19 protein-coding genes are annotated in these 22863 nt (G+C 73.5%); 6 read left to right on the top strand and 13 right to left on the bottom strand.

Features of this window, described 5'->3' with window-relative positions; all coding sequences use genetic code 11:
- A partial coding sequence (locus RIN80_RS09165) for a phage holin family protein (RefSeq protein ID WP_309095026.1) occupies nucleotides 1–455 on the bottom strand: 455 nt, incomplete at its 3' end.
- Here RIN80_RS09165 and RIN80_RS09160 point away from each other — a divergent pair.
- Nucleotides 339–686 (top strand): VOC family protein, encoded by a 348-nt coding sequence (locus tag RIN80_RS09160; protein WP_309095025.1) that lies wholly within the window; start codon nucleotides 339–341, stop codon nucleotides 684–686. The genes RIN80_RS09165 and RIN80_RS09160 overlap by 117 nt on opposite strands.
- 18 nt (nucleotides 687–704) lie before the next feature.
- On the opposite strand, the gene RIN80_RS09155 is transcribed toward RIN80_RS09160, so the two are convergent.
- The 11 genes from RIN80_RS09155 to RIN80_RS09105 form a co-directional block, all read right to left on the bottom strand.
- The gene (locus tag RIN80_RS09155; protein ID WP_309095022.1) at nucleotides 705–1265 is read right to left on the bottom strand and encodes a GNAT family N-acetyltransferase; all 561 of its coding nucleotides are present in this window, start codon (nucleotides 1263–1265) and stop codon (nucleotides 705–707) included.
- Nucleotides 1266–1309: 44 nt separating this feature from the next.
- Entirely contained in the window at nucleotides 1310–3094 is a 1785-nt protein-coding gene (locus RIN80_RS09150) for a CocE/NonD family hydrolase (RefSeq protein ID WP_309095021.1), read from the bottom strand.
- A 185-nt stretch (nucleotides 3095–3279) separates the two neighbouring features.
- Nucleotides 3280–4212 carry an LD-carboxypeptidase gene (locus tag RIN80_RS09145; RefSeq protein WP_309095020.1) on the bottom strand — a complete coding sequence of 311 codons (933 nt, stop codon included), beginning with the start codon at nucleotides 4210–4212 and terminating at the stop codon, nucleotides 3280–3282.
- Entirely contained in the window at nucleotides 4209–6161 is a 1953-nt protein-coding gene (locus RIN80_RS09140; RefSeq protein ID WP_309095019.1) for a prolyl oligopeptidase family serine peptidase, read from the bottom strand. The genes RIN80_RS09145 and RIN80_RS09140 overlap by 4 nt, the downstream gene beginning before the upstream one ends.
- A 17-nt stretch (nucleotides 6162–6178) precedes the next feature.
- Nucleotides 6179–7492: a M20/M25/M40 family metallo-hydrolase gene (locus RIN80_RS09135; RefSeq protein ID WP_309095018.1), complete on the bottom strand. Its 1314-nt coding sequence runs from the start codon at nucleotides 7490–7492 to the stop codon at nucleotides 6179–6181.
- Nucleotides 7485–8318 carry a M55 family metallopeptidase gene (locus tag RIN80_RS09130; protein ID WP_309095017.1) on the bottom strand — a complete coding sequence of 278 codons (834 nt, stop codon included), beginning with the start codon at nucleotides 8316–8318 and terminating at the stop codon, nucleotides 7485–7487. Before RIN80_RS09130 ends, RIN80_RS09135 begins: the two co-directional genes overlap by 8 nt.
- 74 nt (nucleotides 8319–8392) lie before the next feature.
- Nucleotides 8393–9487: an SGNH/GDSL hydrolase family protein gene (locus tag RIN80_RS09125; protein WP_309095016.1), complete on the bottom strand. Its 1095-nt coding sequence runs from the start codon at nucleotides 9485–9487 to the stop codon at nucleotides 8393–8395.
- Nucleotides 9488–9599: 112 nt separating this feature from the next.
- Nucleotides 9600–10325, bottom strand: coding sequence for a methyltransferase domain-containing protein (locus RIN80_RS09120; RefSeq protein ID WP_309095015.1), 726 nt, complete (start codon nucleotides 10323–10325; stop codon nucleotides 9600–9602).
- Between the two features lie 112 nt (nucleotides 10326–10437).
- Nucleotides 10438–12897 (bottom strand): SpoIIE family protein phosphatase, encoded by a 2460-nt coding sequence (locus RIN80_RS09115; RefSeq protein WP_309095014.1) that lies wholly within the window; start codon nucleotides 12895–12897, stop codon nucleotides 10438–10440.
- A gap of 143 nt (nucleotides 12898–13040) precedes the next feature.
- Nucleotides 13041–15425, bottom strand: a complete 2385-nt coding sequence (locus RIN80_RS09110) for an MFS transporter (protein WP_309095013.1) — start codon at nucleotides 15423–15425, stop codon at nucleotides 13041–13043.
- Nucleotides 15426–15587: 162 nt separating this feature from the next.
- On the bottom strand, nucleotides 15588–16031 hold the full coding sequence (locus RIN80_RS09105; RefSeq protein WP_309095012.1) for an SRPBCC family protein: 444 nt from the start codon (nucleotides 16029–16031) through the stop codon (nucleotides 15588–15590).
- A 170-nt stretch (nucleotides 16032–16201) separates the two neighbouring features.
- Between RIN80_RS09105 and RIN80_RS09100 the strand changes: the two genes are divergently transcribed.
- From RIN80_RS09100 to RIN80_RS09085, 4 genes are all read left to right on the top strand, one after another.
- Nucleotides 16202–17242: an Rv2578c family radical SAM protein gene (locus RIN80_RS09100; protein WP_309095011.1), complete on the top strand. Its 1041-nt coding sequence runs from the start codon at nucleotides 16202–16204 to the stop codon at nucleotides 17240–17242.
- Nucleotides 17243–17379: 137 nt separating this feature from the next.
- Nucleotides 17380–18972, top strand: a complete 1593-nt coding sequence (locus RIN80_RS09095; RefSeq protein WP_309095010.1) for an alpha/beta hydrolase — start codon at nucleotides 17380–17382, stop codon at nucleotides 18970–18972.
- A gap of 61 nt (nucleotides 18973–19033) precedes the next feature.
- Nucleotides 19034–19432, top strand: a complete 399-nt coding sequence (locus tag RIN80_RS09090; RefSeq protein WP_309095009.1) for a RidA family protein — start codon at nucleotides 19034–19036, stop codon at nucleotides 19430–19432.
- Between the two features lie 20 nt (nucleotides 19433–19452).
- Nucleotides 19453–19950, top strand: coding sequence for a GNAT family N-acetyltransferase (locus RIN80_RS09085; RefSeq protein WP_309095024.1), 498 nt, complete (start codon nucleotides 19453–19455; stop codon nucleotides 19948–19950).
- A gap of 39 nt (nucleotides 19951–19989) precedes the next feature.
- Here the strand turns inward: RIN80_RS09085 and RIN80_RS09080 are convergent, their stop codons facing one another.
- Nucleotides 19990–20565 carry an adenylosuccinate lyase gene (locus tag RIN80_RS09080; protein WP_309095008.1) on the bottom strand — a complete coding sequence of 192 codons (576 nt, stop codon included), beginning with the start codon at nucleotides 20563–20565 and terminating at the stop codon, nucleotides 19990–19992.
- A gap of 424 nt (nucleotides 20566–20989) precedes the next feature.
- On the opposite strand from RIN80_RS09080, the gene RIN80_RS09075 reads away from it, so the two are divergent.
- Nucleotides 20990–22795: a 3-hydroxybutyryl-CoA dehydrogenase gene (locus tag RIN80_RS09075; protein WP_309095007.1), complete on the top strand. Its 1806-nt coding sequence runs from the start codon at nucleotides 20990–20992 to the stop codon at nucleotides 22793–22795.
- Nucleotides 22796–22863 lie beyond the last annotated feature (68 nt).

The following is a 22863-nucleotide window of genomic DNA, read 5'->3' as shown; positions in this document are numbered from 1 at the left end:
GAGGGCTTGGCCATGCCGCGCAGCAGGTAGGCCAGGGCGCCCAGGATCGCGGCGGTGATCAGCGCGGCGGCCCAGTCGGGCAGGACGAGCGCCAGGGCCAGTCCCACGGCGAGCGCGACGGCCGCGCCCGCGTACAGGGCGAGGGCGCCGGACGCGGCGTACAGCGCGGCCTTGCGCCGCTGCTTGCGCGTCTGCTCGCGCAGCTCGTCCCGTACGGTCTCCCGTGCCACCTGCGCCAGTTCGTCGACCAGGTGCCTGTCCAGGTGCTCCAGGTGATCCAGCGGCTTCATGCGCGGCCGGGTACCCTCGCCCCCCGGCCGGTAACTAGGCTCGTGGCCATGGAGATTCTGGGTGCGACACTGCGCGTCTGCGTCGACGACCTCGAGACGGCGATCCCCTTCTACGAGCGGCTGGCCGGCGGCACGGCCCAGCGCTTCGAACGGGGCGGTGTCCAGGTGGCCGCGATCGGCTGCTTCCTGCTGATGAGCGGTCCGCCGGCCGAACTGGAGCTGCTGCGCAAGGTGGCGGCGACGATCGCCGTGACGGACGTCGAGGAGACCCACAAGGTGCTGACGGAGCTGGGGGCCCACGTCGTCGCGGGCCCGATCGCCTCACCGGCGGGCCGCAACCTGATCGCCCTGCATCCGGACGGTTCGGTCTACGAGTACGTGGACCGCCGGACGTGATGCCGGCCGGGTCGCGGCTCAGCGCCGCCGGGGACCGCTGACCATCTCGGTGGTGAGCGCCCAGCGTTCGTGGTCGCGCCAGGCCCCGTCGACGAAGAGCATGTTCGGCGAGAAGCCCTCCAGGCGGAAACCGCAGGCGCGGGCCAGGGCGATCGACGCGGTGTTGCGGGGCTGGACGTTGATCTCCAGCCGGTGCAGCCGCAGCGGGCCGAACGCGTACCCCACGACCAGGTTCAGCCCTTCGCGCATCAGCCCGCGTCCGGCGGCGTGCGCGAAGGCGCCGTAGCCGAGGGCCCCGGACTGGAAGCCGCCCTCGACGATGTTGTTGATGTTGATGAACCCGGCGATGGCGCCGTCGTGCTTCTCGCAGACCAGGAAGCCGGCCTTGGTGGGGTCCTCGATCAGCCGGCCCGCGTAGGCGGTGTAGGCCTGGACGGTGAGGGGCGGGAAGAGCCAGGGGTGGTGCAGGTCCTTGCTCTCCCGGGCCCGCGCGGTGAACTCGGCGCCGTCCTCGTGGGTGAAGTGCCGTACGCCCACCCGAGGGCCTTCGGCGAGGTAGCGGGATGCGTTGTGGGGCACCCCGCCACAGTAACCCGCCCGGTGACCTCCCCCGGCTCGGTGGCTCAGGAGTCGGCCACGGGCAGCCGGAGCGTCCCGGTGCGGCCGGGCCCGCTGACGACGGTCACCGGCTTGGTCCCGCGGTTGCCGAAGTAGGCGTCGTCGCTCGCCGCGATCACGAACCGCAGCCGGTGCCCGGTCTCGTAGCGGTGCACGATGCCGGGCAGGGTGACCGTGAAGGGCTTGGTCACGTCCGGCACCCGGACCGGTGCGACCAGGCGGCGCACCAGGGTGCTGGTGCCGTCGGGGGCGACGTCGTAGACCTTGGCGAACAGGACGAGCTTGTCGGCCGCGTCGCCGGAGTGCTGGGTGCGTTCGGCGTTCGGGGAGACGACCTGGAGCGTGGCCCGGGGCGCGCCGACGACGTCGAGGGGCCGCTTCAGCGGGGCGCTGGTCCAGGCGAGGTGGGTGCCCCTGGTGTCGCGCGGCGGCGAGTCCGGCACTCCGAGGAGCCCGGCCAGGGAGCTTTCCGAGTGGCTGGTGGGGACGGCCCGGTTGGTGTAGGTGCGACGGCCCGGTGTCACCTGGCGGCGGTGGTCGACGAGTCTGCCGTCGCCGGAGAGGTACAGGGTGCGGCCGAGGGCGGGCAGGCGGTCGGCGGTCGCGTAGGCGCGCTCCGGGTCGGCGACCCAGTCGCGGTAGTAGGCGAAGGCCGGCCCGGTGTCGGTGTTCGCCTGCTCGCGCAGATGGTGGTCGAACCAGGCGAGGACGCGCCGGCCGACGTAGCTGGTCTCCAGGTTGCCCTTCGACAGGTCGAGCTCGCCGGCGGCCGCGGGGCCGGTGATGCCGCCGCTGTGCCCCCAGGACTGCCAGATCATCTTCACGGGCGTGCCCTGCGCCTTGAGCGTCCGGTACGTCGCTGTCGCCTCGTTGAGGTTGAACAGGGTGTCGGCCTGCCCCTGCACCAGGAGAGTGGGCGCCTCGACGCGGCGCAGGTACGACACCGGTGACACCCGGCGCGCGAAGGCGAGCAGCTCGGCGGTGCGGTCGGCCGGGTAGCGGCCGGAGTTGAGGGTGTGCACGGTGCGGCAGGCCTCGGTGACGAAGTGCAGGCAGGCCAGGGAGTTGATGCGGGACGGGTCGAGGCCGGGCTGGAGCAGCGGCTGCCCCTCGCCGATGAGGTAGAAGCCGTTGGTCCACTGCCATTTGAAGGCGCCGGGGACGCCGGTGGCGCCGACGGCGTTGTTCGGGTCGAGCGCGTACGCCAGGTCGTGCCAGGTGATCATCGGGACGAGCGCGTCGAGGCGGTGGTCGACGGCGGCCGTCGCCAGTTGCACGGCGCCGCCGTAGGAGCCGCCGATCATGCCGACCCGGGGGTCGCCGGGCGCGTCGCGCGTGACGAAGTCGGCGGTGGTGCCGTCGTCGGCGGCGCGTTCACCGCCCAGGAAGTCGACGAGCTGTGAGGCGGCGGCGCCGTCGATGTCCGGGTCGTCGAGGGAGATCAGGCAGCCGCTGCGGCCGAAGCCGAGCCCCGAGTAGACGAGCGAGACGTATCCGCGCTGGGCGAAGGCTTTGCCGATGGTGTCGGTCGAGCCGTCCGACTTGCTGCCACCGAAGCCGTTGGTGCCGAGCACGGCGGGCGCCGGGTGGTCCCGGTCCACGCCCTGCGGCCGGTACAGGTCGGCGTCGACCGTGCAGGCCCGCCCGCCCGCCTGGACCGTGAACCTCAGCGGGGTGACGGTGTAGGAGCCGGCCGCCGTCGCGGGTGGGGGGAGGGCGAGCGGGGCGGCCAGGGCGGCGCCCAGGGCGAGAGCGAGGGGTGCGCGGAATCTGGGCACGCGTCGGGACACACGGACCTCCACGGTGAGGGCGACGGCACCCGGACGGCCCCGGATGCCCTGGAAGACCCGGACAGCCCGGCGAACATGGATACCGACCAGTAGGTACCGGCCGGTAGTCATGGTGTGACACGTGTCAGGAGGCGTCAATCACCCCAACGAGGGTTTTTCGACAGGACGTCAGCGGCCGGACCCGCTCAGCTCAGGGCCGGCTCGTCGAGCGTCAACGTACCCGCGTCGGCGTCGAGTTCGGCCATGACGCCGAAGGGCATGGTCAGCGCGCCGTCGCCGTGCCCGAACCCGAACTCCTCCACGACCGGCACACCGAGGCCGCCCAGCCGGTCGGCGAAGACCGCGCGCAGCTCCTCGTACGGGCCGCAGGCGGCCCAGGACCCCAGCAGGATCCCGGCGACTCCCTCCAGCCAGCCGGCGCGCAGGAGTTGGGTCAGACACCGGTCCAGTCGGTACGCGCTCTCGCCGACGTCCTCCATCAGCAGCAGTCCGCCCCGGGCACCGGGGTGGGCGTGCGGGGTGCCGAGGTCGCTCGCGAGCAGGCTGAGGCAGCCGCCCAGGGTGACGCCCCGGGCCCGGCCGGGCACCAGCGCGGGGCCGCCCGGGGGCACGGCCGTGAGGGTTCGCACGGACTCGGGCTCGAAGAGGGTGGCCCGCAACAGGTCCTGGGCCCGGGCCTGCTCGAGGAAGTCGACGCCGGCCGCCGCGGGCCCGTACAGGGTGACCAGGCCCAGACGGGTGGCGAAGGCCTGGTGCAGGACGGTGATGTCGCTGAACCCGGCGAACACCTTCGGGCCCGCCGCCCGCATCGCGTCCCAGTCGAGCAGGTCCACCATGCGCTGCGCGCCGTAACCGCCCCGGGCGCACAGCACCGCGGAGACCGCCGGGTCGCACCAGGCGTCCTGCAGATCGGCGGCCCGCTGTTCGTCCGTGCCCGCGAGGTAGGCCAGTTCCCCGTGACGGCCGAGTGCGTGCGGCGCCACCACGGCATCGAGGTCCCAGCCGCGCAGGATGTCGAGCCCGGCCTGCAGCCGGTCCTCGGGCACCGGGCCGCTGGGCGCGACGACGGCCACGCGGGCGCCGGGGGCGAGCCGGGGCGGCCGGACGAGCGGTTTCACCGGGTGAGCTCCAGGGTGGGCACGCCGGGCGGGTCCAGCCGGAACACCTGGGCGTACAGGGACAGTTCGGCCTCCAGGGCGGACACCATGGTCTCCGCCCTGCGGAAGCCGTGCCCCTCCCCCTCGAAGGCGAGGTAGGCGTGCGGTACCTTCCGGCCCGCCAGCCGGGCCAGGAACCGCTCGCACTGGACGGGCGGGCAGATCACGTCGTCCAGGCCCTGGAGCAGCAGGAACGGCACGCGCAGCCGGTCGGCGTGGGCGGCGGGCGAGCGCTCCACGTACCGGGCGGGCACCTCGGCGAGCGGGCCGATCAGGCTCTCCAGGTACAGCGACTCGAAGTCGTGGGTCTCCCCCGCGCCCCAGCCGGCCAGGTCGAGGATCGGGTACTTGATGGTGCCGCAGGCGTACACGTCGGTCGTGGTGAGCGAGGCGGCGGCGGTCCAGCCGCCCGCGCTGCCGCCCCGCACGGCGAGCCGGCCGCGGTCGGCGGTGCCCTCGTCGGCGAGGGCCAGGGCGACGGCGGCGCAGTCCTCGACGTCGACCACGCCCCACTGCTCGCGCAGCCGCTCCCGGTAGGCGCGGCCGTAGCCGGTGGAGCCGCCGTAGTTCACCTCGGCGACGCCGATGCCGCGCGAGGTGAAGTAGGCGATCTCCAGGTCGAGCACGAGGGGTGCCCGGCCTGTGGGCCCGCCGTGGGCCCAGACGACGTACGGCGGCAGTTCGTCGCCGGGAGCGACGCAGGCGGGGTGGTGCGGCGGGTAGACGTGGGCGTGGATGTCGCGGCCGTCCGGGCCGGCGAAGGTGCGGATCTGCGGCTCGGGGTAGAAGGCGGGGTCCACGGCGTCGTCGTGCTCGGCGCCGATGACACGGGCGTGGCCGGTGCGGGTGTCCAGTTCCACGACCTCGTAGGCGCTGCGCGGGCTTGCGCCCACGGCGACGACCCGTTCGCCGTGGGCCGCGAGGGTGGGCGCGAACTCGGTCCAGGGGCCGGCCGCGTCGACGACCTCGCCCGTCTCGGGGTCGAGGACGCCGAGGGCGGTGGCGCCCCGGCCGTGGACCACGGCGACGAGACCGCTCGCGAGGGGCGTGAACCATCTCGACCCCAGCTTCCACAGGGCGTCGGCGAACTCCTCCTCGCGCGGGCACACCGGGTGCCCGTCGAGGTAGAGGTTCCACCAGCCGGTGCGGTCGCTCGCGTGCAGCAGGCGGTTGTCGTGCGTCCATTCGGCCTGGGCGATCGCCTCCCCGGGCCCGCCGGCCACGGTGCGGGCGCCGCGCAGGGTGCCGTCGTCGCCGACGCCGGCGAGGACCAGTTCGGTGCCGTCCCAGGGCATGCGCGGGTGGTCCCAGGCGAGCCAGGCCGCCCGCCGCCCGTCGGGCGAGAGCTTCGGCCCGGTCACGAACCGGTGCCGGTCGTCGGTGAGTTCGCGCACGGCGCCCCGGTCGCGGGCGGCGGATCCGTCCAGCGGTACGGCGGCCAGGACGCGGCGCACGTCGGTGGGCCCGGCGCCGGTGAACTCCTCCAGCACGCACCACACCTCGCCGTGTTCCGGCCGCAGCAGCGGCTCGGCCCACCGCAGGCCGGCGCCCACCGGGGACACGGGGGTGAGCGGACTGGGTTCGCCGCCCGGCCGGCAGCGGTAGAGCCGCTGGTCGGCGAAGTTCACGAACACCACCAGCGGGCCGTCGTCGCCCGGGAGGGCCGCCCAGGGGTGCCCGCCGTACTCGATGACCCGGCTGCGCACGTTCCACGGCGGGGGCAGCAGCGGCTCCTCCCGGCCGTCGGGGTGGCGCCGTACCAGGGTGCGCCGGCCGGCCTCGGCGGGGCGCGGCTCGGTCCACCACACCTCGTCACCGACGAAGCCCACGTACTCCGGGTGCCCGTCGTGCGCGGCGGCCAGGGCCGCGTCGATGGGCGAGGGCCAGGCCCCGTACGCCAGCGTCCGCACCTTTCTCCCCCACTCGTTCAGGCGGTCCGCAGGAACCGGTCGAGGACGCGGACGCCGAAGTGCAGCGCCTCGACCGGTACCCGTTCGTCGACGCCGTGGAACATGGCAGCGTAGTCGTAGCCGTCCGGGAGCCTCAGCGGGGTGAAGCCGTAACCGGTGATGCCGAGGCGGGAGAACTGCTTGGCGTCGGTGCCGCCGGACATGGAGAACGGCACGACGTGGCCCTCCGGCGCGAACTCCTCGACGGCTGCCCGCATCCGCGCGAAGATCGGCGAGTCCACCGGCGCCTGAAGGGCCACCTCGCGGTGGTGGAACTCCCACTCCACGTCCGGGCCGGTGAGCCGGTCGAGCGTGGCGCGGAACTCGTCCTCGCCGCCGGGCAGGAACCGGCCGTCCACGTAGGCCACGGCCTCCCCCGGGATCACGTTGACCTTGTAACCGGCGTCGAGCATGGTCGGGTTGGCGCTGTTGCGCAGGGTCGGCTCGACGAGCCCGGCCGCGGGGCCGAGCTTGTCCAGCAGGGCGTCCACGTCGGCCAGGTCGGTCTCGATGCCGTACACGGCGGCGAGTTCGGTGAGGGCGGCGCGCACGGTCGGGGTCAGGCGCAGCGGCCACTCGTGCGCGCCGATCCGGGCGACGGCGCCGGCGAGGCGGGTGACGGCGTTGTCCTGGTTGACCTTGGAGCCGTGCCCCGCGCGTCCGCGCGCGGTGAGCTTGAGCCAGGCGGTGCCGCGTTCCCCGGCGGCGATGGGGTAGATCTGCCGTCCGCCGCCGTCGTGGAAGGTGAACGCGCCCGACTCGCCGACGGCCTCGGTGCAGCCCTCGAAGAGGGCGGCGTGCCGGTCGGCGAGGAACCCGGCGCCGTCCACGGCACTGGCCTCCTCGTCGGCGGTGAACGCGATGACGATGTCCCGGCGGGGCCGGACGCCCCGCCGGGCCCAGCCGCGCACCACGGCCAGGATCATCGCGTCCATGTTCTTCATGTCGACGGCGCCGCGCCCCCACACGATGCCGTCGCGGATCTCCCCGGAGAACGGGTGCACGGTCCAGTCGCCGGCCGCCGCGGGCACGACGTCGAGGTGCCCGTGCAGGAGCAGCGCGCCGGCCGCGGGGTCGGTTCCCTCGACGCGGGCGACGACGTTGGTGCGCCCCTCGGTGCGCTCCAGCAGGGCCGGTTCGATCCCGGCCTCGGCGAGCCGTGCGGCGGCGTACTCGGCGGCGGGCCGCTCCCGGCAGTCGCCACCGCCCCGGTTGGTGGTGTCGATCCGGATGAGGTCGGACGTGTACGTCACGACCTCTGCCAGGGCCTGCTCGTCCACCTGCTCAGCCATACTGCTCCTCCACCGCGGCCGCGACGATCGTGGTGACCGCCTTGAAGGCCCGGATGCCCTCGTACATGGTCCCGCTCGTGCAGGCCACCTTCCGCTCCGCGATCCGGTCCACACCCGGCACGACGGTGGCGGCCATCGCCAGGTGCTCCGCGTCGAACTCGACGGCGACCGTGAACGGCCCCCCGTTGACCGGCTCGTGGCGTACCGCCAGGGCGGCGGCCTCCTTGGCGGCGGCCCGGATGTCGGCGGCGGTGCGCGCGGGCGTGCGGCACACGGCGGCGTAGCGGGAGACGTGGTCCTTCACGGCGACCTTCAGCGCCTGAGGCGCGTACCCGAGCGCGTCCTCGCAGGCCACGTCGTCCCCGGTGACCAGCACCACCGGCACCCCGAACTCGGCGGCGACGTGGGCGTTGAGCAGCCCTTCGCTGGCCCGCACGTCGTTCAGCCACACGCCCGTGATGGAGTTGGCCAGGTAGGTGTGGGCCAGGACGCCCTCCATCCCGGCGCCGGCGTGGTAGCCGACGAACGCCACGCCGTCGACGTCGCCGTACTGCACGCCCTCCACCATGGACAGCGCCTTGTGCCGCCCGGTGAGCATCTGGGCCCGCTCGTCGAGCTGTTCCAGCAGCAGGTTGCGCATCGTCGAGTGTGCCTCGTTGATGAGCACCTCGTCGGCGCCGCCGTCGAGGAAGCCGCGCACGGCGGCGTTGACGTCCGAGGTGAACAGCGACCGGCAGCGCTCCCACTGGGACGCGCCGGGCATCACGTCGTCCGGCCACGTGACGCCGGTGGCGCCCTCCATGTCGGCGCTGATGAGGATTCTCATGACGAGCCGTCCAGGGTGGAGATCTTCATGGTTCGTCACGTTACGCGCTGCGGGCCCAACCGGCTACGACGTGGTCACCAGCGGATCGGCAGGTCGGCCAGGTGGGAGGTGAGCCGGTCCGCGAGGAGGCGGTGGTCGCGCGCCGAGTAGTGCCAGTGGCAGCCGCCGTGATCCAGGCCGGTGTCGTCCAGGCGCCAGAAGCGGACCCGGCGGTCCCCGGCTGCGGCGCGTTCCTCGACGACCTGCTCGACGTGCCCGGCGAACGGCCCCGCGCCGACGGCCAGGAGCGTGGCGCCGGGGCCGTGGCGGGTGCGCAGCTTCTCCAGGAAACCGGCGTAGGCAGCGCGGTACGCCGCCGCCAGGGTGTCGTCCGTCCAGGGCTCGCCCGGGTTGAGGGGGGTCGAGAAGTCGTTGGTGCCCAGGTGGACGACCACGAGCCCGGGGCGCCAGGTGCCCGGGGCGTGCCAGACGTCGCCGGGCACGTTCAGCAGCGCGCGGTCGTAGAAGCTGCGGTAGGTCACCTCCGGGGATCCGCCGTTGTAGTTGCGCACCATGCCCAGGCCCGAGTAGGCGTTGAGCTGGTGGTCGGCCCGCAGTCGCCGGGCGGTCAGGGCGCCGTAGCCGACGTCGGCGTTGGTGGTGCGGGCGACCTGCTCGCCGGTGCAGTCGCGGGAGGTGGAGAGGTTGCCGTAGCCGGCCGTGAGGGAGTCGCCGATGAACTCGATCTGGCGGCTGCGCGCGGCCGGCCGGGCCAGGACGGCGCCGCCCGGCGCGGCGACGAAGCCGCCGAAGGAGCTGGTGCTCCAGGGCGTGTCGTTCCGCTTGACGAGCCGGACGGTGTGCACGCCGTCGCGCAGGCCCCTGACCCAGTGGGTGGTACTGCCCGGCGTGACGAGGGTGGCGACGGTGGCCCCGTCGACCTGGACGTCGTAGTCGGCGGCCGGGTCGTCGAGCACGACGCCCACCGCGGTGCCCCGGACGCGGCCTTCGAAGTACACGCCGGGCCAGCTGTAGCGGAGCACGTCACCGGCGTCCTGGACGCGCCCGGCGGTGTGCACGCTCGCCGCGACCCCGCTTCCGTCCGGCGCGGCGGTGGCGGTGGCCGACGGGCCGAGCAGCGCCAGCGACGCCGCCGGGGCGAGCAGCATCCGTAACCAGGGCGACGACATGGCTGACCTCCGGGCGGGACGGGTGAGGGGCGCACAGAACCGCGAGCAGTGACCGTACACCGACAAAAGTCAAGGTCGCCAGGGTGCGGCACCGGGCGCCCGGCCGGCCGCCTCAGCCGGTGCGCCCCGCCACCAGCCAGGTGGACGGCAGCTCGATGCGCGTGCCGTCGGGGCGGTACTCCGTGGTCATCAGGGGCAGTTCACCGCTCGCGAGGACGGTGAGCCCGGCCGAGCGCAGATACGCGGGCACGGCCTCGTCGGGGACCTCACCGGGTGCGAGGCCGTGCCGGAACACCGGCGCGAGCTTGGGCGGCGGCCCGTCCGGGCCGCCCGCCAGGCCCCTCAGCACCGCCTTGGCGGCGCCGGAGAGTTCCACGAGGAGGGCCCGGCCGCGGTCGCCGACCAGCGTGGCGATCCCGTCCGCGAGCGGCTGCCGGTCGTCCGGCTCGCACTGGTGCAGGACGCCCCGCACATAGACGTTGCTGTCGCCGAGTTCCGCGTGCAGGGCCTGCACCTCGCCCTTCTCGGCCGCGTCGAGCTGCCGGTACACCGCCTGCCCCGCCGGGTCGGCCCGGCGGGCGTGCTCCAGGGCGGCGGTGGACAGGTCGGCGCCCACGACCCGCGGGAAGCGGCCGGCCAGGTACCGGGTCTGGGTGCCGTTGCCGCAGCCGAGATCCACCAACGGCAGGGCGGGATCGGACAGGTGCGGCTCGAACAGGGCCAGGTGCGGCCCGACGGTCAGCGCCGGCTCCGCGTCCCAGAGCACCGCCCCGGGCGCGTCGGACGCCTCACGCCAGAACCCCTCCCAGGACTCGCGGTACCGACTCGTCACACTCATGCCCACTCCCCGGGGTGCGAACGGATCCCGCCCTCAGTGACGGGCGAGTACGGTGTACCGCGCCCCGGTCACGGCCACAAGGACGTGGCGCGTTCCTTCACTTCGCGTTCCTTCACTTCGCGTTCGACGCGGACGGTGTGCGGCGGCGCGGCGGGGTCAGCTCGAACCAGACCGTCTTGCCGGCCGCGGTGCGGCTGGTCCCCCACTGACGGGCCAGCGTGCTGACGATCCTGAGACCGCGCCCCCGGTCGTCCAGGGGGTCGGCGCCGAGCAGGGTCGGCAGCTCGTGGTCGTCGTCGTCCACCTCGCACAGCAGGGTGTCCCCGCGCACCAGGCGCAGAGCGACCGGGCGGGCGTGGGAGTGCCGCACGGCGTTGGTGACGAGTTCGCTGACCAGCAGTTCGGCGGGCGCGGACAGCTCGGCCAGGCCCCAGTCGTGCAGTTGCTCGCGGACCACCGCGCGGGCCCGGCCGGCCTCGGCCGGGCCGAGGGCCAGGCGCCATTCGGCCACGTCGTCCGGCGCGATGCCGTTGAGCCGGGCCATCAGCAGGGCCACGTCGTCCTTGCGGCCGCCGCGCGTGTTGAGGGAGCGGATGATCGTGTCGCAGGCGTCGTCCATGGACGCGGCCGGGTGGGCGGCGGACTCGCACAGGGTCGCCAGGCCCACGCCGATGTCCTCGCCGCGCACCTCGACCAGTCCGTCGGTGCACATCACCAGCCGGTCGCCGGGTTCGACGCGCACCCGGACCGCCTCGAAGGGCACGCCGCCGACGCCGATGGGCGCGCCCGTGGGCAGGTCGAGCAGCTCGCTGCGGCCGTCCTCGGCCCGGACCAGGACGGGCGGGATGTGCCCGGCGTTGGCGAGGTGCAGTTCGCTCGCGATCGGGTCGTACACGGCGTACAGGCAGGTCGCCAGGTAGGTGTCGCCGAGGCGCTGGGCGAGGTCGTCGAGGTTGCGCAGCAACTGGGCGGGCGGCAGGTCGAGTCCGGCCATGGTCTGCACGGCCGTGCGCAACTGGCCCATCATGGCGGCCGAGTTCAGGCCGTGGCCCATGACGTCGCCGACGACGAACGCGGTGCGTCCGCCGTGCAGTTCCACCGCGTCGAACCAGTCGCCGCCGACCCGTCCGAGCAGGGTGCCCGGCAGATAGCGGGTGGCGATGTCGCAGCCCGCCATGCGCGGCGGGATGTGCGGCAGCATGCTGTCCTGGAGCGTCTCGGCGACGTTCTCCTGGAACGTGTACATGCGCGCGTTGTCCAGCACCAGGCCCGCGCGGGCGGCGAGTTCGGCGCCGGTGACCCGGTCCATGTCGTTGAAGACGGGCCGCTCGGGGTGGCGCAGCAGGATCATGAAACCGAGGACGACATCGCGTGCCTTCAGCGGCACCACCAGCATCGAGCGGCCCGTGATGAGCGGCCGGATGTCGCGCTTTTCGAACTGCGCGGCGATGGCGTGGCCCATCTCCTCGCTGACGCGCGGCACGAGCACCGGCTCGCCGGTGGTCATGCACTGGAAGAACGGCGTGTGCGCCGGGAAGGGCATGGCCTCGCCGACCGGTACGACGTCGTCCCAGCGGCCGGGTTCGTCGGTGTGCTCGACGGCGACCCGGTGCCACAGGGTCGTCGTGTCGGGCACGCCGTCGGGGAACCCCTCGCCCGCGACGACCTGTTCGCGCAGATAAGTGCCCGCGACGTCCGTGAAGCGCGGCACGACGGCCCTGCTGACCTCGACGATGGTGCGCGACAGGTCGAGGGAGGTGCCGATGCGTCCGCTGACCTCGTTGAGGAACTCCAGGCGTTCGCGGACGGCGGCGTACTCCAGGTCCTCGGCCTCGTCGGGCAGTTCCTCCGGTACGGGCTCGCCCGCGGCCCGGGCCCGCGCGGCCCGCTCGCGGCGCGCCTTGCGTTCGGCGCGCCGGGCCACGCCCCAGTCGGGGGTGACGGGCACCCGGTCGTTCTGGCTGAACTCCAGGACGGGGTAGCCCAGTTCGAGGATCTGCCCGACGATGCGGGCGCTCTCGCCGACGCTCATGCTGGGCAGGATCTCGGGCAGCCGGCGGGCGAGTTCCTCCGCGCCGGGGAAGTCGGTGTGCAGCGCGAAGCCGGGCGCGATCCGCTCGAAGGTCCCGTCGCCGGGGCGCAAGCCCTCCGCGTCCGCGGCGAGCACGAGCAGCCGCTCGGGTCCGGGGCCGACCAGCGGATAGGCCCACCACAGGACGTCGGCCCGCGCCCGGCCGGGCGCGGCGAGGCGGGCGCGGCCCGCCGCGGGGTAGGAGAGCCCGCCGTCCAGGGAGGATTCGAGGTCGGGTCCGAGGCCGTCGTCGGTGTGCGGGGCCGGTCCACGCCCTTCGGCCAGGGCGCCGGAGACGGGGAGCAGATCGAGGGCGGGGCGGCCGATGGCCTCTTCCCTGGGGACGCCGAACAGGCGGCGTGCGCCCCGGCTCCAGTGCGATACGAGGCCTTCGCGGTCGACGACGACCACGGCCAGGGGGACGCGTCCGGGCTCGGCGGGCTCCGCCACCTGCCCGGCTTCCGGGCCGGGAGGCGTCTCCCGCTCGCTGCCACGGTCCATGGCCCAGGCCCTCTCTCCCACGGATCCGCAAGATCTGTGCCGGCGTCACCACCGTACGGCGAGGGCCACCGGCGATGTGCGGCAACGCGGGAATTGCTCGCGCGGGGTGCGCACCGGCGTGCGACCCCGCGCGCCGGTGGGGTTCAGTCCTCGTGCCCCAGCTGCAGGTCCCGTTCGGTCCGCCCGCCCCCGGCGACCTGGAGGACGGTGGCGACGGGCGGGTATCCGGCGGCGATGACGGTGTACTCGCCGGAGGACAGGTCGACGAAGCGGAAGATGCCGTCGGGGCCGGTGGTGAGGGTGTCGACGACGTTGCCCGCCACGTCCAGCAGGGTCACGCGGGCGTCCTCCACGGGCCGGCCGCCCCCGGCCCGGACGGTGCCGCGCAGGACGGCGCCGCCGGCCAGTTCGATGTCCCGGCGGGTCTCGCGGGCGGCCTGGACGGTGACGGGGAGCGCGGCCGGGCGGAAGGCGGGGGCGCTGGCGGCGAGGGTGTACTCGCCGGCGACCAGGTCGGTGATGACGTAGCCGCCCTCCCGGCCGCTGCGGGTGGTGGCGACGACCTCGCCGTGGACGTTGGTGAGCGTGACGGTGGCGTCCCGCACGGGCGTGCCGTCGGCGGTGACGACGCTGCCGACGAGGTTCCCGGCGCCGCCGAGGACGATGTCGAGTTCGACGGGCCGTTCGCCGACGGTCACGGAGACCGCCTGCGGCTGGTGCCCGCCGGCCGCGGCGATCAGGACGTACGAGCCGGGACCCGGCGTGGCCAGGGCGTAGCGGCCGTCCTCGCCGCTGGCGCCGCGTCCGGTCTGCCGGCCGGTGACGTCGATGAGCGTGAGAGCCGCGCGGGGCACGACGGTCCCGTCGTGGTGCTGCACCGAGCCGCACACGGGGACTCCGGCGGCGTACGCGCCGCGTGCCTGGGGGATCGGGGTGGTCCCCGTGTCCGGGTCGGTGACGGAGGCGTTGTGGGACACCAGGGGTTTCTCCTTGAGGAAGAGGGCGAGGACCAGTCCGAGGACCAGCACCGGCACCAGGTAGAGGAAGATCCGCGGCATGGCGTCGGCGTACGCCCGGATGTAGCCGTCGCGCAGGGCCGGGGGCAGGGTGTGCACCAGCTGCGGCGTGATGGACTCGGGGTCCGGCAGGCCGCCGCCCGCGCGCGGGGGCAGGCGGTCGGCCAGGGCGCCGGCGAGCCGGTCGGCGAAGAGGGTGCCGAAGACGGCGGCTCCGACGCTGCCGCCGATCTGCCGGAAGTAGTTGTTGGCGCTGGTGGCGGTGCCGAGGTCGGCGGGGCGCACCGAGTTCTGCACGGCGAGGATCAGCACCGGCATCACCAAGCCGATGCCGGCGCCGAGGACGGCCATCCAGACGCTGTAGTGCAGCCGGGGCGTGCCGGTCTCCAGGCGGGACAGCAGCCACATGCCGGTGACGGAGAGGGCGCCGCCGAGGATCGGGTAGGCCTTGTAGCGGCCGGTGCGGCTGATGAGCTGCCCCGCGATGATCGAGGCGCCGACGATGCCGCCCATCATCGGCAGCATGAGCAGGCCCGACTCGGTGGCGGAGGCCCCGTCGACCATCTGCAGGTACGTCGGCAGGTAGCTGGCGGCGCCGAACAGCCCGGCGCCGACGACCAGGCCGATCAGGCCGGTGACGTTGAAGACGGAGTCCCGGAACAGCCGCAGCGGGATGAGGGGTTCGGCGGCGAAGCGCTCGGCGACGAGGAAGAGGACGGTGGACACGGCGACGCCGGCCCCGAGGCCGAGGATCACGCGCGAGTCCCAGGCGTACTCGGTGCCGCCCCAGCTGGTCAGCAGGACCAGGCAGGTGGAGGCGGTGGTGAGCAGCAGCGCGCCGAGGAGATCCAGCCGGGCCCTGACGGCGGGCTTGGGCAGCTTGAGCGCGACGGCGACGACGGCGAGCGTGAGCAGGCCGAAGGGGACGTTGACGTAGAAGCACCAGCGCCAGGTGAGGTGGTCCGTGAAGTAGCCGCCGAGCAGGGGCCCGGCCACCGAGGCGAGACCGAAGGCGGCGCCGATCAGGCCCATGTAGCGGGCGCGCTGCCGGGGCGGCACGATGTCGGCGATGATCGCCTGGACGCCGATCATGAGGCCGCCCGCGCCGACGCCCTGCAGCGCGCGGAAGGCGATCAGCTGGTCCATGGTCCGCGCCCGGCCCGCGAGCGCGGAGCCGACGACGAAGACGACGATGGCGAACTGGAAGACGCCCTTGCGGCCGAGCAGATCGCCGAGCTTGCCGTAGATCGGCAGGCCGACCGTCGCCGTGAGCAGATAGGCGGTGATCGCCCAGGACATCCGGTCCAGGCCGTGCAGTTCGCCGACGATCTTCGGCAGGGCCGTGGCGACGATCATCTGCTCCAGGGCGGCCAGGAGCAGGGCCAGCATGAGCGCGAAGAAGATCAACCGCACCCGGCGGGGGCTGAGTCCGGCGGCCGGGGGCGGTGGTGGGGCGGGGGTGTCGGGAGGTGCCACCGCCGGTTCGTCCTGCGCCAGAGTGATCCCGCCCACTCACCGCTCCCCTCGTCGCGCCGCCACACCATTCCCGCGTAAAAGCGACAACTATGAGCAAGCGCGACGAGTTACGGCACAGAGCCGATCGGTACGGAGATCACCCGAACCGGTGAGGGGCCCAACACCCGCGCCCCACTTGGGGCTTGGACCCGTGAACGGCTACTTCTCGACCTCGGCCGCGAGCCTGGCGAGCAGCGCGTCGTAGATCCGGGCGAGGCCCTTGGGCGCGAAGGTCCTCTCGAAGAAGCCGCCGATGCCGCCGGCGCCGGCCCAGGTGGTGGTCACCACGACGCGGGCCCTGCCCTCGCCGGCGGGGGTGACGCGCCAGGTGGTGACCATGGAGGAGTTGCGGTCCTTCTCGACCAGCTCCCCGTCGGTGGGCTCGGTGACCTCCAGCAGGCAGTCGCGCACGCGCTTGCTGGTGGCCTGGAGCTTCCAGTGGACGAGCGTGCCCTCGCCGTCGCCGCCCTCGCGGACCTCGTACTCGCTGAACTGCTCGGGCATCAGCTTCGCGCGCGTGCCGCTGTAATCGGCGAGGGCGTCGAACACCGTCTCCGCGTCCGCCGCGACGATCCGCTCCGTAGTGGCCTCGACCTGCGCCATCGCTTTCCTCCAGGACCTGGTTGCTCGGGGGTCGGGGCAAGCCAACCACCCCGCCGCCCGGGCCCCCAAATCGGGGGCGTCCCACCCGGTCGAACACGTTCGGAAAACACCCTCGCACGATCAAGGGAACATGTGTTCTATTCTGTGGTCCGAGCTACCGAGGAGGCACCATGCGCTGGGAGAACCTCACAGCGGACTCCGAACACGGCCGGGCCGACGCCGCGCTGTTCGGCGCGGACGCGGTGACGACCCGCACCTTCGACACGCCGGAGTTCGCCGGCATCACGTTCCACGAGATCCGGGCCCGGTCGATCATCAACCGGGTGCCGGCGGTCTCCCGGATGTCGTTCCAGTGGACGGTGAACCCCTACCGGGGCTGCTCCCACGCGTGCGTGTACTGCTTCGCCCGCAAGACGCACAGCTATCTCGACCTCGACACCGGGCTCGGCTTCGACAGCCAGATCGTCGTCAAGACCAACGCGCCGGAGCTGCTGCGCCGGCAGCTGGCCTCGCCCCGCTGGCGGGGCGAGCACATCGCCATGGGCACGAACGTCGACTGCTACCAGCGCGCCGAGGGCCGCTACCGGCTGATGCCGGGCATCGTCGCGGCCCTGCGCGACCGCGCGAACCCCTTCTCCATCCTGACCAAGGGCACGCTGATCCTGCGCGACCTGGACCTGATCCGGCAGGCGGCACAGGTGACCGACGTCGGCATCTCCGTCTCGGTCGGCTTCACCGACCAGGAGCTGTGGCGCACCGTCGAGCCGGGCACGCCCGCGCCGGAGCGGCGCCTGGAGGTGGTGCGGGCCTTCGGCGAGCACGGCATCGGCTGCGGTGTGCTGATGGCGCCGGTCATCCCGTTCCTGAGCGACCGGCCGGACCACCTCCGGGCGACCGTGCGGGCGATAGCCGCCTCCGGGGCGACGTCCGTCACCCCGCTGGTGCTGCACCTGCGGCCCGGCGCCCGCGAGTGGTTCATGACCTGGCTGGAGCGGCACCACCCGTACCTGGTGCCGCGCTACGAGCGGCTGTACGCGGACGGCTCCTACGCGCCGAAGTGGTACCAGCGCCGGATCACCCGTCAGGTGCACGAGCTGGCCGAGGAGTACGGCATCGGGCCCACGCGCGCCGGAACGCCCCGGCGGATCCGGCCTGCCGAGCCGGTGGAGGAACCGCCCGTGTCCGGACCCACCCAACTTTCGCTTCTTTAGGAGCATACGAGCGCATCCGAAGATCCAATTGGGTCATGCGTGTGACGGAATGAGTTCTTCCGGGATCGCTTTCCGGGACGATGCGGCGAGGACGGTGACCCTCGCGGGCCTCGATCCCGCCGTCCTGGGAGGACTCCATGAGAAAACGCGCAGCCGCGCTGTGCGGCGCCGCCGTCGTCATGGCCGGGACCTTCACGGCCGTTCCCGCCGAGGCGAGCGCACCGGGCACCACGGACTCCGTGCACTCCGCGAAGCTCACCTGGAAGGACTGCGCCACCGAGACCTACCCGACGCTGCAGTGCGCGTCCCTGAAGGTGCCCCTGGACCATCGCAGGCCACAGGGGCGGCAGATCACCCTCGCCCTGTCCCGCGTGCCGCACACCGCCAAGACCCACCAGGGGCCGCTCCTGGTCAACCCGGGCGGTCCCGGCGGCAGCGGTCTGACGCTCGCCGGATTCGTCGCCTCGGCCCTGCCGAAGGAGGTCGCGGCCCAGTACGACGTCATCGGCTTCGACCCGCGCGGCGTGGGCGCGAGCAAGCCGGCACTGGACTGCCGGCCGGGCCACTTCGACCCGGTCCGCCCCAACTCCCCGCCCGCCTCGCCCGCGGTCGAGAAGGCCAACCTCGACCGCGCCAGGTCCTTCGCCGCCGCCTGCGGCAAGAAGTACGGGGATCTGCTGCCCTACATCAGCACCACCAGCGCCGTACGCGACATGGACGCCATCCGCCGGGCCCTGGGCGCCGAGAGGATCAACTACTTCGGCTACTCGTACGGCACCTACCTGGGCGCGGTGTACGCCAGGTTCTTCCCCGAGCGGGTGCGGCGGCTGGTCCTGGACTCCGTGGTCGACCCGACCGACGTCTGGTACGAGGCCAATCTCAACCAGGACCTGGCCTTCAACGACCGCCACCGCGCCTTCCTGGCCTGGGTCGCCCGGTACGACACGGCATACCGGCTGGGCACCGACCCGGAGAGGGTCGAGGCCAAGTGGTACGCGATGCGGTCCGCGCTGGCGAAGAGGCCGGCGGGCGGCACGGTCGGCGCCTCGGAGCTGGAGGACACCTTCATCCCGGGCGGCTACTACAACGGCTACTGGCCGTCCCTCGCCGAGGCGTTCGCGGCGTACGTCAACGACAAGAACCCCGAGCCGCTGGTGCGGGCGTACGAGGACTTCGGCGCGGTCGACGCCTCCGGTGACAACGGCTACAGCGTCTACACCTCCGTGCAGTGCCGGGACGCCGACTGGCCGCGCGACCGGCGGCGGTGGCGCGAGGACAACTGGGCGGTGTACGAGAAGGCGCCGTTCATGACCTGGAACAACGCCTGGTACAACGCGCCCTGCGCGTTCTGGCCGACCGCGTCGCTGCGCCCGGTGAACGTCGCCAACGGCAAGCTGCCGCCGGTGCTGCTCTTCCAGGCGACCGGCGACGCGGCCACTCCGTACGAGGGGGCCGTCACGGCCCACCGTCTGCTGGCCCGCTCCAGCCTGGTCGTCGAGGAGGGCGGCGGCAACCACGGCATCACGCTCAGCGGGAACGCCTGCCTGGACGAGCACTTGGCGGCCTATCTGACCGACGGCACCGTGCCGCGCGGGTACGGCACCGCGGACGCCGTGTGCGAGGCGCTGCCGGACCCGAAGCCGGCGGCGGCCGAGGGGGCGCCGAAGAAGGCGGGGCCTGGCGCCTCGAAGGGTTCGACGCTGCACGGCCTGCTCGGCTTCCGCGGCTGAGCCGCGCACGGCCCGTCCACCGGGGGCGGGCGCTGTCACACCCGTGATCCACCATGGACCCATGAGTGAGCTGACGAGGATCCCCGCCCCCGACGGAGTCGCCCCCGCGGCGCAGTACAGCCATGTGGTGACGGGCACGGGCCGTCTCGTGGCGGTCGCCGGTCAACTCCCGCTGGACGAGGAGGGCCGGGCGGTCGGCGCGGGCGACCCGGCGGCCCAGGCCCGCCAGGTCTTCGAGAACCTGCGGCGGTGCCTGGCCGCCGCCGGGGCGACCTTCGACGACGTGGTGAAACTCACCTGCTTCGTCACGGACATGGCCCACCTGCCCGCGATCCGCGCCGCCCGGGCCGCGCACATACCCGACGACCGGCTGCCGGCCGCGTCGGCGGTGCGGGTCGCGGGGCTGGTCCGCCCCGACTGCCTGATGGAGATCGAGGCCTTCGCGGTGGTACCGCGGTGACGGGCCTGCGCGTCCGGGAGATGACCCTCGCCGACTGCGACCGCGTCGCGGAGATCCGCGTCCGCGGCTGGCAGCACGCGTACCGGGGCATGATGCCGCAGTCGTACCTCGACGGGCTCGATGTCGCGCGGGACGCCGAGCGGCGCCGGGAGTACCTCGCGCGGGCCGACGGTGCAATGGTGAACCTGGTCGCCGAGGACGCGGGCGGCGAGATCGTCGGCTGGGCCTGCCACGGCCCGTACCGGGAGGGCGAAGTCCTCACCGCCGACGCCGAGTTGTACGCCGTCTACGTCCACCCGGACCATCTCGGCCAGGGTGCGGGGCGGGCCCTGCTCGCGGAGTCGCTCACGCGCTGCGCCGCCGCGGGCCACGGCCGTCTCCTGCTGTGGGTGCTCAAGGAGAACGTCCGGGCCCGCCGCTTCTACGAACGGGCCGGGTTCCGGCCGGACGGCGCCGAGGAGCCCTTCGAGGTGGAGGGCGTCGCGGTGCCGGAGGTGCGCTACGCCAGGGGACTTTGACCCGCCTCTGTTGCTCTGGCACGCCCGCGCGGCTCCGACTCACCTCTGTTTCGGGATCCGCCCCAGCGCCCGGACCGCCGCCTCGGCCAGCGCCGGGTGGGCCAGGGCCTCGTTCAGCACGGGTGCGGCCCGGCCGTCCCCCAGCGCGCCCAGCCCGTCCACGCAGGCGAGGGCCACGCGGCGGTACGGATCGTGCGGGCGCAGCCGGCGCCGCAGCGTGGTGATCAGCGCGGGCACGGCCTCCGGGGCGCGCAGCTCGACCAGCAGGCGGACCGGGTGCAGGGCGTAGGCGACCCGCAGTTCGTTGGTGGCGAGGGCGGCGGCCGCGCGGGCGGTGCGCGGATCGCCCAGGCGGGCCAGCGCGTACGCGGCGGAGGCGCAGCGCGGCGGATCACGGTGGTTGAGCAGCAGCACCAGGGCCTCGAAGGCCCGCCGGTCCCCCACCAGACCGAGCCGGAACGCGGCCAGCTCCCGGGCCCACAGCGGCTGCCCCGGTTCGGTCAGCACCCCCGCCAGGGCGTCGAGGTCGTCGGTCGCCACGAGCCGCTCGAACGCGGGCGACGCCCCCGACTCCAGCCGTAAGCGCTCCGTGAGTGATCGCAACTCTTCGTCCATGACACCGAGGTTAGGACGCCGGTCCGCCGCTCGGGACGTACATCACAAAGACGAGGGCTGGCGCGCTCGTTACCCGCCAGTTAGGCTCAGACGAGCGAGTTACCCACTCGCCTTCCTCGCGGCGGTCTGGTGACGCGGCCACCGCGGTGGGTACCTCCCACGCCCGCAAGGCAGTGGGGGAAGTCGGTTCGGTGCCTCAGGTACCGCAGTACGGCCCGGCCCCGGGACAGGGCCGGTCGGAACGGCCGTTCGCCCCGGGCGTGTGCGCGCCCGCGACGACGGCACCGGGCGTGTGCGCATCGCAGCCCGGCCCACACCCGCATCTCTCACGCACCCGGTGCGCCCGGGAACCCGGCCCCCGCCGGGCGTCCCCGGCGCACCCGGGCCGCGTTCCCCGTCGTCACCCTCATCCTGGAGTCCCGCGATGGCCACTCCCCTTTCCGACCCGTCCCAGTCCCCGCTGCGCACCGTCGCCGTCGTCGGCCTCGGCACGATGGGCACCGGCATCGCCGAGGTCCTCGCCAAAGCCGGCCGCGAGGTCGTCGGCATCGACATCAGCGAGGTCCAGGCCGCGAAGTGCGTCGCCGCCCTGGAGGCCTCCACGGCCCGCGGCGTCGAGCGCGGGCGCCTCACCGAGCAGGAGCGCGCCGAGATCCTGGGCCGCGTGCGCACCTCCGCCGACCTGCGGGCCGCGGCCGACGCCGACCTGGTCATCGAGGTCGCGCCGGAGTCGTACGAGATCAAGCAGCAGATCTTCCGGGAGCTCGACGGGATCGTGCGGCCCGGGACCATCCTGGCGACCGGCACCAACGCGCTGTCCGTCACGCGGCTGGCCGCCGACTCGGCGCGTCCCGAGCGGGTGCTGGGCCTGCACTTCTTCAACCCGGCCCCGGCGATGCGCCTGGTCGAGGTCGTCTCCTCGGTGCTGACCGCGCCCGCGGCGGTCACGGCGGTCACCGACCTCGCGCTCGACCTGGGCAAGGAGCCCGTCGCGGTCGGCGACCGGCCCGGCTTCGTCGCCGACGGCCTGCTGTTCGGCTACCTCAACCAGGCCGCCGCGATGTACGAGGCGAAGTACGCCTCCCGCGAGGACATCGACGCCGCGATGCGGCTCGGCTGCGGTCTGCCCATGGGTCCGCTGGCGCTGCTGGACCTGATCGGTGTGGACACCGCCCGCACGGTGCTGGAGGCCATGTACGCGGAGTCCCGCGACCGGCTGCACGCCCCCGCGCCCCTCCTCAAGCAGCTCAGCGAGGCCGGCCTGACCGGGCGCAAGGCCGGGCGCGGCTTCTACACCTACGAGGCGCCGGGCAGCGGCACGGTCGTGCGGGACGCGCTGACCCCGGCGGAGGGCGGCCAGAGCGTCCCCGGCCGGAGCGTCTCCTCGGTCGGCGTCGCCGGTTCCGGCACCATGGCCTCCGGTATCGCGGAGGTCTTCGCCAAGGCCGGGTACGACGTCGTGCTGGCGGCCCGCAGCGAGGAGAAGGCGCAGACCGCCAAGGCCCGGATCGGCAAGTCCCTGGCCCGCTCGGTCGACAAGGGCCGGATGACCGCCGAGGCCGCCGCCGAGACCCTGGACCGCATCACGGCCACGGGCACGTACGACGACTTCGCCGGTGTCGACCTGGCCGTCGAGGCGGTCGCCGAGGACCTGGAGGTCAAGCGGCAGCTGTTCGCCGCGCTGGACAAGGTCTGCAAGCCCGGCGCGGTCCTGGCCACCACCACCTCGTCCCTGCCGGTCGTCGCCTGTGCCCGGGCCACCTCGCGCCCGCAGGACGTGATCGGCATGCACTTCTTCAACCCGGCACCGGCCATGAAGCTGGTCGAGGTCGTCCGCACGGTGCTGACCGCCGACGACGTCCACGCCACGGTCCGCGAGGTCTGCGGCAGGATCGGGAAGCACGCCGTCGACTGCGGGGACCGCGCCGGTTTCATCGTGAACGCGCTGCTGTTCCCGTACCTCAACAACGCGATCAAGATGGTCCAGGAGCACTACGCCTCGCTCGACGACATCGACGCGGCGATGAAGCTGGGCGGCGGCTACCCGATGGGCCCGTTCGAACTGCTGGACGTCGTCGGGCTCGACGTCTCGCTCGCCATCGAGAAGGTCCTGCACCGCGAGTTCCGCGACCCGGGCCTCGCCCCGGCGCCGCTGCTGGAGCACCTGGTGGCCGCGGGCTGCCTCGGCCGCAAGACCGGCCGTGGCTTCCGCGAATATGCCAAGCGCTGAGCGTCCCGGCGACTGGTTCCGGTCCGGTTCCGAGTGGGGCGGCCTGCTCGGCCCGGACCGGTTCCCGC

The sequence above is a fragment of the Streptomyces sp. genome (assembly GCF_031181705.1).
Taxonomy (GTDB): domain Bacteria; phylum Actinomycetota; class Actinomycetes; order Streptomycetales; family Streptomycetaceae; genus Streptomyces.
Note: the sequence above shows the minus strand (reverse complement) of the source record. Positions and strands in the feature narration are given on the sequence as shown.

Excerpts from the sequence above, each read along its gene's own strand:
- RIN80_RS09160 (WP_309095025.1), top strand. The coding sequence starts at position 339 with ATGGAGATTCTGGGTGCGACACTGCGCGTCTGCGTCGACGACCTCGAG.
- RIN80_RS09125 (WP_309095016.1), bottom strand. The coding sequence starts at position 9,487 with ATGTCGTCGCCCTGGTTACGGATGCTGCTCGCCCCGGCGGCGTCGCTG.
- RIN80_RS09115 (WP_309095014.1), bottom strand. The coding sequence starts at position 12,897 with ATGGACCGTGGCAGCGAGCGGGAGACGCCTCCCGGCCCGGAAGCCGGG.
- RIN80_RS09095 (WP_309095010.1), top strand. The coding sequence starts at position 17,380 with ATGAGAAAACGCGCAGCCGCGCTGTGCGGCGCCGCCGTCGTCATGGCC.
- RIN80_RS09085 (WP_309095024.1), top strand. The coding sequence starts at position 19,453 with ATGACCCTCGCCGACTGCGACCGCGTCGCGGAGATCCGCGTCCGCGGC.
- RIN80_RS09080 (WP_309095008.1), bottom strand. The coding sequence starts at position 20,565 with ATGGACGAAGAGTTGCGATCACTCACGGAGCGCTTACGGCTGGAGTCG.
- RIN80_RS09135 (WP_309095018.1), bottom strand. The coding sequence starts at position 7,492 with ATGGCTGAGCAGGTGGACGAGCAGGCCCTGGCAGAGGTCGTGACGTAC.
- RIN80_RS09120 (WP_309095015.1), bottom strand. The coding sequence starts at position 10,325 with ATGAGTGTGACGAGTCGGTACCGCGAGTCCTGGGAGGGGTTCTGGCGT.
- RIN80_RS09130 (WP_309095017.1), bottom strand. The coding sequence starts at position 8,318 with ATGAGAATCCTCATCAGCGCCGACATGGAGGGCGCCACCGGCGTCACG.
- RIN80_RS09090 (WP_309095009.1), top strand. The coding sequence starts at position 19,034 with ATGAGTGAGCTGACGAGGATCCCCGCCCCCGACGGAGTCGCCCCCGCG.
- RIN80_RS09100 (WP_309095011.1), top strand. The coding sequence starts at position 16,202 with ATGCGCTGGGAGAACCTCACAGCGGACTCCGAACACGGCCGGGCCGAC.
- RIN80_RS09105 (WP_309095012.1), bottom strand. The coding sequence starts at position 16,031 with ATGGCGCAGGTCGAGGCCACTACGGAGCGGATCGTCGCGGCGGACGCG.
- RIN80_RS09075 (WP_309095007.1), top strand. The coding sequence starts at position 20,990 with ATGGCCACTCCCCTTTCCGACCCGTCCCAGTCCCCGCTGCGCACCGTC.